This is a genomic window from Sphaerospermopsis reniformis (assembly GCF_005402885.1).
Classification (GTDB): domain Bacteria; phylum Cyanobacteriota; class Cyanobacteriia; order Cyanobacteriales; family Nostocaceae; genus Sphaerospermopsis; species Sphaerospermopsis kisseleviana.
This window is the reverse complement of the sequence record NZ_BJCE01000184.1, coordinates 1-11,072: the sequence shown is the minus strand read 5'-3', so window position 1 is coordinate 11,072 and position 11,072 is coordinate 1. Positions and strand designations below refer to the sequence as shown.

Annotated in this window: 11 protein-coding genes; 7 read left to right on the top strand and 4 right to left on the bottom strand. The window is 36.7% G+C overall.

Annotated elements, in window-relative coordinates; all coding sequences use genetic code 11:
• From FFR48_RS20405 to truB, 5 genes are all read left to right on the top strand, one after another.
• Positions 1–296, top strand: a 296-nt coding sequence (locus FFR48_RS20405; protein WP_137668637.1) for a zinc ribbon domain-containing protein, incomplete at its 5' end; no start/stop codon positions are given.
• 65 nt (positions 297–361) lie between these two features.
• Entirely contained in the window at positions 362–2,407 is a 2,046-nt protein-coding gene (ligA, locus tag FFR48_RS20400) for an NAD-dependent DNA ligase LigA (protein ID WP_137668636.1), read from the top strand.
• A gap of 525 nt (positions 2,408–2,932) precedes the next feature.
• Positions 2,933–3,856, top strand: coding sequence for a DMT family transporter (locus tag FFR48_RS20395; protein ID WP_190650848.1), 924 nt, complete (start codon positions 2,933–2,935; stop codon positions 3,854–3,856).
• 520 nt (positions 3,857–4,376) lie between these two features.
• On the top strand, positions 4,377–6,143 hold the full coding sequence (locus tag FFR48_RS20390; RefSeq protein ID WP_137668635.1) for an alpha/beta hydrolase: 1,767 nt from the start codon (positions 4,377–4,379) through the stop codon (positions 6,141–6,143).
• A 122-nt stretch (positions 6,144–6,265) separates the two neighbouring features.
• The gene (gene truB / locus FFR48_RS20385) at positions 6,266–7,144 is read left to right on the top strand and encodes a tRNA pseudouridine(55) synthase TruB (protein ID WP_137668634.1); all 879 of its coding nucleotides are present in this window, start codon (positions 6,266–6,268) and stop codon (positions 7,142–7,144) included.
• Between the two features lie 141 nt (positions 7,145–7,285).
• Here truB and FFR48_RS20380 read toward each other — a convergent pair whose 3' ends face one another.
• The 3 genes from FFR48_RS20380 to queG all read right to left on the bottom strand — a co-directional run bounded on the left by FFR48_RS20380 (position 7,286) and on the right by queG (position 9,299).
• On the bottom strand, positions 7,286–7,582 hold the full coding sequence (locus FFR48_RS20380; protein WP_096572906.1) for a hypothetical protein: 297 nt from the start codon (positions 7,580–7,582) through the stop codon (positions 7,286–7,288).
• A 135-nt stretch (positions 7,583–7,717) separates the two neighbouring features.
• Positions 7,718–8,353 (bottom strand): HAD-IA family hydrolase, encoded by a 636-nt coding sequence (locus FFR48_RS20375; RefSeq protein ID WP_137668633.1) that lies wholly within the window; start codon positions 8,351–8,353, stop codon positions 7,718–7,720.
• A complete protein-coding gene (gene queG, locus FFR48_RS20370; RefSeq protein WP_137668632.1) occupies positions 8,328–9,299 on the bottom strand; it encodes a tRNA epoxyqueuosine(34) reductase QueG in 972 nt (323 codons plus the stop codon). The genes FFR48_RS20375 and queG overlap by 26 nt, the downstream gene beginning before the upstream one ends.
• 309 nt (positions 9,300–9,608) lie before the next feature.
• Here queG and FFR48_RS20365 point away from each other — a divergent pair, with 309 nt between their 5' ends.
• Positions 9,609–10,130, top strand: a complete 522-nt coding sequence (locus tag FFR48_RS20365) for an orange carotenoid protein N-terminal domain-containing protein (protein ID WP_137668631.1) — start codon at positions 9,609–9,611, stop codon at positions 10,128–10,130.
• A gap of 150 nt (positions 10,131–10,280) precedes the next feature.
• Positions 10,281–10,688 carry a nuclear transport factor 2 family protein gene (locus tag FFR48_RS20360; protein ID WP_096572500.1) on the top strand — a complete coding sequence of 136 codons (408 nt, stop codon included), beginning with the start codon at positions 10,281–10,283 and terminating at the stop codon, positions 10,686–10,688.
• Positions 10,689–10,840: 152 nt separating this feature from the next.
• Here FFR48_RS20360 and FFR48_RS29560 read toward each other — a convergent pair.
• Positions 10,841–11,072 (bottom strand): hypothetical protein (locus tag FFR48_RS29560; protein WP_236104127.1); only part of this gene is annotated, 232 nt, incomplete at its 5' end.

The window sequence follows — 11,072 nt, the reverse complement described above, 5'->3', positions numbered from 1 at the left end:
ATCAATTCAGAAGGCAGCTAGAATATAAAACACAACTGTATGGTAGTAAGTTAGTAATTGTGGATAGATATTATCCCAGTAGCAAGACTTGCTCAAGTTGTGGAGAAAAGAAATCATCACTGTCATTGTCTCAAAGAGTGTTTAAATGTGATAGTTGTGGCTTTGAGATTGACAGAGATTTAAACGCTGCGACTAATTTAAAAAAAGAAGCGGTCAGATTGATCGTGTTAGCCTGTGGACTAGATAGTGCCGACACTGCTAGGGTGAAACAGGAAGAAAAAGCCAACTTTTGTTAGCATTAGTTAGCTTTTTTGTATCGGATAATTATTAATTATTTACTAGATATTTTGCTATGAGTTTTATGATCCAAACCCACCCTGAAGCTAAACGTGTAGAAGAATTGCGACGTTTATTACAACAAGCCAGCTATGCTTACTATGTCCTCGATGCACCAATAATGGAAGATACGGTTTATGACCGACTGTATCGAGAATTACAGGAATTAGAAACGAAATATCCAGAATTAATCACTCCTGATAGTCCTACTCAGCGTGTGGGTGAACGACCAGCAACTCATTTTACATCAGTACGGCATAATATACCTCTATATAGTTTGGAAAATGCTTTTAATGTTGAAGAGTTGCAAAATTGGGATCAACGTTGGCAGCGACACCTACCACCTCAGTATTCTCTGGGGGAAGCGGACTATGTAGCGGAATTGAAAATTGATGGTGCGGCTTTGGCGTTGACTTACCAAAATGGTATTCTGGTAAGAGGTGCAACTAGGGGTGATGGGGTGATGGGTGAAGATATTACCCAAAATGTGCGGACTATTCGCTCTATTCCCTTACGTTTGAATTTTGACGGTTTGGCAGAAATTGAAAAGGTGGAAGTACGGGGAGAGGTATTTTTACCTTTGGAAGTGTTTAAACAAATTAATGAGAAAAGGCAAAAAGCAGGTGAACAGTTATTTGCTAATCCGCGTAATGCCGTAGCTGGTACGCTAAGACAGTTAGATCCGCGTATTGTTGCCCAACGTCAATTAGATTTCTTTGCTTATACTCTGCATATTCCTGGTTTGGATGATGCCAGTATTGCGAATACCCAATGGGAAGCTTTGGAATTGTTACAAAGGCTAGGCTTTCGCGTTGATACTAATCATAAACTCTGTCATTCTCTCAGTGAAGTTGCGGAATATTACCAATATTGGGACACGGAACGGCTAAATTCACCCTATATGACGGATGGGGTGGTGGTAAAATTGAATGCTTTTAAGCTGCAAGAACAACTAGGGTTTACACAGAAGTTTCCCCGTTGGGCGATCGCTCTCAAATATGCAGCCGAGGAAGCGCCTACTCGTGTAGAAAATATTACTGTCAATGTAGGCAGAACCGGAGCATTAACACCTTTGGCGGAAATGCGCCCCGTACAATTAGCAGGTACTACTGTTTCCCGTGCTACCTTACATAACAGCGATCGCATTCAGCAATTAGATATCCGCATTGGTGATACTGTCATTGTTCGCAAAGCTGGGGAAATTATCCCGGAAGTAGTACGGGTAATTAAAGAACTACGCCCTGCAAATACCGAACCTTTTATCATGCCTACCCATTGTCCTGTATGTGGTCAACCGGTGGTGAGAGAATCAGGAGAAGCTGTTACTAGATGTGTAAATGCTTCCTGTCCTGCCATTCTCAAAGGAGAGATTGAACATTGGGTAAGTCGGGATGCTTTAGATATTAAAGGAATGGGTGAAAAACTGGTGCATCAACTGGTAGATAAAAGTTTAGTCCATTCTGTTGGCGATTTATACGAATTGACAGAAGACAAGTTATGTGCATTAGAAAGGATGGGGAAAAAGTCAGCGCAAAAATTAATCAGTGCGATCGCTCAATCCAAAAATCAACCTTGGTCCAGGGTATTATATGGTTTAGGCATTCGTCATGTAGGTAGCGTCAACGCCCAATTATTAACCGAGAAATTTACCACCGTGGAAAAATTAGCCGCTGCAAAACAATCTGATATAGAAGGTGTTTATGGTATCGGTGCAGAAATTGCCCAATCAGTTTCTCAGTGGTTTCGCATCAGTGCAAATCAAACTTTAATTTCTCGTCTTCAAGCCATTGGGTTACAATTAGCTAACATCGAAACACCGAAAATAACAAGTGAAATTAATCCCAATATTGCAGGTAAAACCTTTGTGGTAACGGGTACTTTACCTAATTTAAAACGCGATGAAGCAAAAGCATTAATTCAAAAAGCTGGTGGGAAAGTCACTGACTCTGTGAGTAAAAAAACTGATTTTTTAGTTGTAGGTGCTGATGCAGGATCTAAATTAGAAAAAGCGCAATCTTTAGGAATTAAACAGTTAAATGAGGCACAGTTATTAGAGATGTTAAAGGAGTAATATGAAAAATTCATAATTGATAATTAATAATTCATAATTAGGTGACAAATAATGATTTAAAATCTACTTGAAACCAGTCCGCTGAAAGCAGTACAGGGAATCAAACCCTTGTAAATGATGTTTTAAATTGTGAATTATGAATTACTAATGATTAATCATGTTAAAATATACCCGGATCACATAATCAATGGCAGGAAGTAATTATCTATTCTTCAATCCTGAATCCGCAGGTGATCTCACTTGTATTGGGAGCATACCAATTTTGCGAAAATAAACGCACCCACACCAAAAACTCTCGCTTAACTCTCTTACCTTTGTGTCCTTTGCGCCCTTTGCGGTTCAATCATATCAGACCCTTGGATCATTTTATGTCGTTAGATAAAAATAAATTTACACATTTGGGATGCTCCCCTTGTATTCTTTTAACAAAATGATATCATCACGGGTTAATGACTCATAATCACTTTTTTCCTATTCCCCATTCCCAAACCTAAAATATATGATAAATAATCCCATGAAATTAATATGATACATCAAACTTCCGGCCGCTGGCGTTTAGGACTAAGTTTATCGTTACTTACGGTGTTTTTATGGGGAATTTTACCAATTGCCTTAAAGGTAACACTACAAGTTTTAGATGTCTATACCGTTATTTGGTTTCGGTTTTTGATGTCGTTTATATTGCTGGCAATTTATTTGTTTGTACAAAAAAAATTACCAACAATCGAACAATTACGTTCTAGTTCGGGAAAATTATTAGCAATAGCGACAATATTTTTGGGAGGTAATTATTTTCTCTTCATGCAAGGTTTAGCATTAACAACTGCCAGTAATGCAGAAGTAATTATTCAGTTATCTACTGTGTTATTAGGTTTTGGGGGTTTAGTTATTTTTAGAGAACGTTATACATTATGGCAATGGTTTGGTGTTAGTGTCTTAACTTTAGGGTTTTTATTATTTTTTAAAGCTCAAATTACCAATTTAATTACAGCCCAAGGACAATATCTTGTAGGTAGTGGATTACTTGTATTAGGTGCTGTTTGCTGGGCTATTTATGCCTTGGCACAAAAGCAACTATTACAATCTTTATCATCTTATCATATTATGCTAATTATTTATGGCGGCTGTGCTTTATTATTTACGCCATTTACCAAAGTCTATAAAATTTTTAATCTCGATTTTCTGCATTTATCAATGTTATTATTTTGTGGTTTAAATACTTTAATTGCTTATGGTTCTTTTGCTGAATCTTTAGAACATTGGGAAGCTTCCAGAGTCAGTGCAGTTTTAGCTTTAGCTCCCATTGTCACTTTAATAGCTGTGGAGTTGGTAGCGGGTATTTTTCCCCAGCTTATTCCCCCAGAAAATATTACCTTAATAGGAATTATTGGCGCTTTATTAGTTGTTTCTGGTTCAGTGGCGATCGCCTTGGGTAAGTCTGCAAAATAGAATTTACTGGAAAATTCAGAATTTCCGAAGTTTTTTCAAATAGTTCTTCTCTAAATAGATCAACATAATTAAACGTAAAATAATCTGTGGATAGATCCCTGACTTCTTGAAGAAGTCGATGATTTGAGTCTGAGGTTTTTTAATGTTGAGTTACTGTTCAAAAACAAAGATATTTGATTTTGCAGTCTCATGCAATACAAAAAACATAATTTTTACAAAAATTTTCACAAGGTTTAGATTTATTTACTCTAGAAAGCTACATCATAAACACTGAGGCAAGAGTTTTTTTTATTTACTAAAATTTTCAATATATATCTATATAAATCAATAGACCCACATCCATTTAGGTACAAATTGCTCTAATGATTGAATAGCTAAATTTTTATTTCAGCAGACAAAAAAAGCTCAAAACTATCCAGAACACAGATGTAATCAATAGTATATAAATTAATCAACAGGGTGTTTGAATAACTACCAAATTTAACGCCTCGCTAGACAACATCACGGAAACATTTGAGCGATGAATAGTTTGTTTGGTAACTTTTCCAGCAGCTGGAAAAAAAAATTCTTATTGCTGGTGCTTTCAATGTTGCTGCCAACATTTGGAATGAGTAATTCTGTGATGGCAGCAGAGCAAATTTACGCTGCTTATTCTATCCTGGAAATTCCTATTCCTGTGATGAGTTTAGAAACCTATACAAAAACAGGAATAATTGATGATAAATTAGCAGTTTATCAACAATATATTTCATCTGATAAACTGCAAAAATTACGCAAAATTTTACTTAGTAATGTCAAAATTACTCCCGCAGTTGCGTCACAATTTCTCCACACCCAGCAAGGGGAATTTATGCTGCAACGTTTGGCTAAATTAATTACAGCTAAATCTCCTCAAAATGATTCAGAGATTGAGGATTTACGTACTGCGATTATTTCAGCGTCTGGGGAACCAGAAGGATTAACGTTATTAAATTTATTACGCAATTATCCTAGCAGTAGTATTCGTCTTAACTTAGCTGATAGCTTAGAGATAGCTGGTGAACTGGAAAATATAATTAGTGAAACTCAGCAAGCGATCGCCATACTTCAACAACAATCAAAAATAGAAGCTGCTACTATTCCCAAGAAAAATTTATCCTTCTTAGCAAATTTACAAAATCCTGGTATTTTTACATTTAAAAAATCTACGCTGGAATTTTTTGATATCACCAGAGATCGACATTTATTAACGGATATTTATATTCCCAATCTTCAAAATACCACACCAGTAATTGTGATTTCTCACGGCTTGGGTTTAGATAGCAGTAACTTTCGTTATTTAGCCAAACACTTAGCATCTCATGGATTTGCCGTTGTCGTCCCTAATCATCCTCATCTATTTTTCAACAATAGAAATAATAGGAAACTACAAGAAGCAAATGAATTTATTAATAGACCTTTAGATATAAAATATATATTAGATAAACTAGAAAAAGCTAACCAGTCTGATGGTGAATTTAAAGGTAAATTAAATCTGCAACAAGTGGGAATATTTGGTCAGTCTTTTGGTGGTTATACTGCATTAGCTTTAGCCGGGGCAAAAATCAACTTTCAACAACTACAAAAAGATTGTCAACCAGATGAGCTACAAGATACCTGGAATATGTCTTTATTGTTGCAATGTCGCGCTTTGGAATTGCAAAATAAATCTACACAACAAGAGAATATTAATTTACGAGATCAGAGAATAAAAGCCGCGATAGCTGTTAACCCCATCACCAGTTCTATATTTGGTGAATCTGGTTTAAATCAAATGCAAACTCCTGTGATGTTTATTGGTAGCAGTGAAGATACTGTAGCACCAGCTTTATATGAACAAATCCTACCTTTTTCTTGGTTAACTAATCCCCACAAATATCTTGTTATGCTTGTTGGTGCAACTCATTTTTCTAGCATTGGTAATAGTAACCCTGGAAGTCAACAAATAGCATTACCCCCAGACATGGTTGGTAATGCTTCACAATCGCGTGCTTACATCAATTCTTTAAGTTTGCCTTTTTTCCAAACTTTTGTATATCAAAAACCACAATATCTTCCCTACCTCAACGCTGGTTATGCTCAAACTATTTCTAGTCAATCTTTAGGTTTAAGTCTCGTAAAATCTCTGAACACTCTACAGTTAGCACCAATATTAGAGCATAATCATCAACCAGCTATACCCAAAAAAAAACTCTCTTTAACTATAGTCAGATGGGGATTTTGGATATTAAATATTGGTGTTTCCCTACTACATTTGTTGATTTTTTAGTGATGTTGTTTGTTTAACTCTTTATTCCTACACTGTAATTAAATAGAAAATGCTATATAATTAATTACGTTCGCGCCAGCGTTCCGTAGGCTCTATTTCTAATTAACAATTACGAATTATTTGTGCAGGGTTTTATCAATTTAAACAAACCTGATGACTGGACTTCCCATGACTGCGTAGCACGAGTCAGAAAACTGTTGCGTTTAAAACGAGTGGGACACGCAGGAACTTTAGATCCAGCAGCTACAGGAGTTTTACCCATCGCTTTGGGTAAAGCCACCAGATTATTACAATATTTACCCGGTGAAAAAGCTTATAAAGCTACCGTGCGTTTTGGGGTGCGTACTACTACTGATGATTTACAAGGGGAAGTTATCACCTCTCAACCTTGTCCTGGCTTAAAATTAACCGCCATAGAAACCGAAATACCCCAATTTATCGGTAAAATTGAGCAAATTCCCCCTAGTTATAGTGCGATTCAAGTTGAAGGTAAACGTCTGTATGATTTAGCACGTCAAGGAGAAATTGTGCAAGCACCAGTGAGAACGGTAGAAGTATTAAAAATAGAGATTTTAGACTGGCGTGATAGTGATTTCCCGGAATTGGATTTGGCGATCGCCTGTGGTGCAGGAACATATATTAGAGCGATCGCCCGTGACTTAGGCATACTTTTAAACACAGGAGCAACCCTCGCCGCCTTAACCAGAACAGAAAGCAGCGGATTTTACTTAGAAAACAGCCTCACTTTCACAGACATAGAAAACCAACTGCAAACCGGCACATTTCAAACCATCTCCTCAGATGCAGCATTACAACAACTATCACCCGTAAGCCTACCAGACACATTAGCCAAAAAATGGTGTCAAGGACAGAAAGTTCCTGTAAATCTCGAAATTTCAGATTTAGTAAGAGTTTATGAACAAGACAACCGCTTTTTAGGAGTTGGAAAAATCCAAGATCAAATATTAATACCCCAAATGGTTTTTGAACCTATTTCTTAATATTCAAACCCACAATATTCTTTTCGCAAAGTATCATAAACATCGGGTATACAACCACGCATTTAAAGGCGAAAATTTTTTGAAGTGGGGTATAAATACCCCTGACAAAAACGGACTCCTGCCTTCTGCCTCTTGCCTTCGTTATTCCCAAGTTCCCACATCCCGTAAAATACTAGGAATCTCACCTTGGGATAAGGGAAACTCTAAAATAGTTTCTCTATATCCCAAATATCCCGACTCAGTAAAAGACATCAACATCCGCGCCAACGCTAACCAAACCTCAAACTCATATTCCCAATCACTACCACGTCTAGCACGACCAGCAATAGAACGTAAAGCCCAAAAATAAGAATTTCTGACCACCGAACTACCTTTTTTAAATTCTGGTACATCCTCATGGTGAATAAATAAAACATTATTTTCAATTCTCGCTCTCATAATAATTTTATATTTTCGGCAAACCCTAATGACTGATTACTGATAAAAGTTGGTAAGGCCAAGTAGGAATGCGTTTGACATCCCCTGTTATTGTTCCTTGAGACTCAATAGATTCTCAAGTTTTCAAACAACCTCTTAGCAATTTTTGATTACTTCTAATAGTTCACTAGGATGATTAATTAAAAAATCAGGATTTTCCTTAGCTAGTGCTTCAGGAGAATTAAAACCCCAAGTAACAGCAACTACTTTAATATTAGCTTTTTTGGCTGCTTCTACATCTCTGGTTTCATCTCCCACATAAATTACTATTTGTGGTTTGATTTGCTTTTGTCTTAATACATTATTAATTATAGTTGTTTTCCCAAAAATTGTTACTCCTGAGTGAATAAATTCAAATAAATAATCTAAATCATGACATTTGAGAAATGCACTTACATTTTCTTGAGAATTAGAAGTAATAATTCCCAATCTATATTCTTTATCTTTGAGTTCTGTAAGTGCTTCTTTAATTCCTGGTATAGATTCTAAATCTTTGATTTTGTTTTTTAATTCCCCTTTAACTTTTTTCACTAAAAAAGGTATCTTAAACAAAGATATACCTGAATATCTAATAATTTCTCTAGAGGTTAAGTTCCTTAATAGAGTCAGTTCATTAGCAGATATTTGTACATAACCAAACTCTACAGCTAACCGATTGGCAATAGTTACAAGAGCATCTACTGTATCTGCAATTGTGCCATCAAAATCAAAGATGATTACTTTTCGAGTCATTTTTTAGTTTAGATGAGTCAAGATTAGCGCGGGCATTTCTTCGTAACATTTTGGGTTTAATGCGTCGCAAAGCTGATGCTGTAAATCGTCTATCCCACTCCTCATCTGTGATTTGTGCTAATTCTACCAGTTTGGGTGCTAAATTTTCAGGATATGGTTGAAAATCTGTAACATCAGTTATTTGAGCAAAACGCTGATTCCACGGACATACATCTTGACAAATATCACAACCGGCAACCCATCCATGCAAGTTAGTTTTAATATTTTCTGGTAATGTTTCTGCTCGATTTTCAATAGTGTGATAAGCAATGCACCTGTTAGCATCGACTAGAAACGGTTGAGTAATTGCAGCAGTAGGACAAGCTTGGATACATCTTGTACAATTACCGCAATGTTGGGTAGCAGAGCGATCGCTCTCTAACTCAATATTAGTTAATATTTCTCCTAAAAATACCCAAGATCCATACTCTCTTGTAATGAGATTACCATTTTTGGCAATCCAACCAATACCAGCTTTTTGCGCCCAAACTTTATCTTGTACTGGTCCGGTGTCTGCATAATATCTGGCTTTTATACCTTCACCCTGTGATTCTAACCAGGTAGCCAGTTGTTTTAGTTTCTTGTGCAGTACCTTATGATAATCTCTTCCCCAGTCATAACGGGAAATTTTCGCGTATTCTTCCCCTTCTGGATGTTGATGTGGTGTGTAATAATTTAACGCCACACAAATCAGCGATCGTACTTCTGGCATTACCAAACTAATATCCTGACGTTTTGGGTTTCCCATCCATTCCATATCAGCGTGATAACCCATTGCTATCCATGATTGCAGCTTTTGAATTTCTGTAGCGTCTACCCCTTCTACCGCAGCAAAACCCACTTTGTGAAAGCCTATCTCTTGGGCTTTCTCTTTGATGACACTACTAGTTAAGCTACACTTTTTCATGTTTACACTCCTTCCTGGTGTAGTTGCTAAGTTTTTTGTGTTAATGAACCGCAAAGTACGCAAAGTACACAAAGCAAGACTAGGAGTAATTTTTTACCTCAAAGGGGTTAATCAGAAAAATTGCTTTGACATTATACACAATATCATCATTTTTTTTATTTGTTCTCCTTAACTCTATGATTTGTAAATTTTATTTGCATTTTGTTAAGAAATAATGCAAAATAGTTGACAAGAGGTCAAGCAACCCAGAGTGATGCCCACCTCCCACTGATTAACAACAAATTTAGTTAATAAACTGTGGTGAATATAATGACTTTCACTTCTGATTCAGCTTCAACCCGCTTTTCTGGTGCTTTAAACTACAGCAACCAAACAATTGATACTGTCACCTCAACCATTGCTGTATTTAAAGCCCTCAGCATTGATGACCAACTAGCAGTTTTGTGGTACGCATACACAGAAATGGGTAAATCCATTACCCCAGCCGCTACAGGTGCAGCTAGATTACAACTGGCAGAAGGTTTGTTGAATCAAATCAAACAAATGTCTCATGCAGAGCAGTTAGAAGCGATGCGTGATTTAGCTGGTCAAAAAAATACTCAAGTTTCTCGCTCTTACGGTATTTTCAGTGCTAACACTAAGTTAGCTTTCTGGTACGAATTAGCAGAATTAATGGCAAAAGGTTTTGTAGTACCGGTACCACCAGGTTATCAGATTTCCCGTGATGGCGCACAAGTTTTACAAACTCTCAAAGAATTAGATTTTGGTCAGCAAATTACAGTTTTCCGCAAAGTAGTTACAGAAATGGGTGTTGATCCTTTAGCTGACTAATTGCTGATATTCTTCCAACCTCAATGTCTTTTTACAATTTTATTCCCAGGTAATTACTTGGGAATAATTTATTTTTAGGAGTCAGGAGTCAGGGGGAAGTTAATAACCCAATTCCCCATTCCCAATTCCCCATTCCCAGCAGTTAAAAATATGAATATTACTATTGAAGGAATTACAGAACCAACTATATTGCGTTATTTTACCACTTTAAACGCAGGTGATTTTACAAATACTGCGGCATTATTTACTGAAGATGGTTTGATGTATCCACCTTTGGAGTCTGCGGTTATGGGACGAAATGCGATCGCTTCCTATCTCCATCAAGAAGCGCAAGACATTAAAGCCGAACCCCACCAAGGAATTATTGAAAATTCAGCAGATCAAAAAATCCAAATTCAAGTTACAGGTAAAGCACACACTTCTTGGTGTAGTGTTAATGTTTTATGGTTATTTATCCTCAACCCACAACAGGAAATTCTAGAAGCTAAAATCAAACTTTTAGCTTCACCCCAAGATTTACTTTCCCTGCGTCCACCAAATAAAGAATATACTAAGTAAGTCGGCTTGAAAAAACCGAGGTATGTTACAAAAGGTAAATCCCCTGAAAGTCTCTTCCCTCTTGCCTTTTGCCTCTTGACTTTTGCCTTGCCATAACGATAAATTTTAACGCCTACCTACTTATTATGACATTCAATAATTATACAATTGCTTCACTTTACCTCTGGAAAAAATGCCAAGTCTCCACCTATTACGGTGGGAACTAAAACTGCACGGTCTAAGAGGATGTTTGAAAAGTCGGAAAGGATGTAAAAAATCTCTCTCAGTATAAGCTGTGAATAGTGAATAGACAGCACGCCTGTGAGCAACATGAGTAAAGCATACCCCAGCAATCTGACTCGTGACCAGTATGAATTGATAAGTGACATGATTCCAGAACCAAAA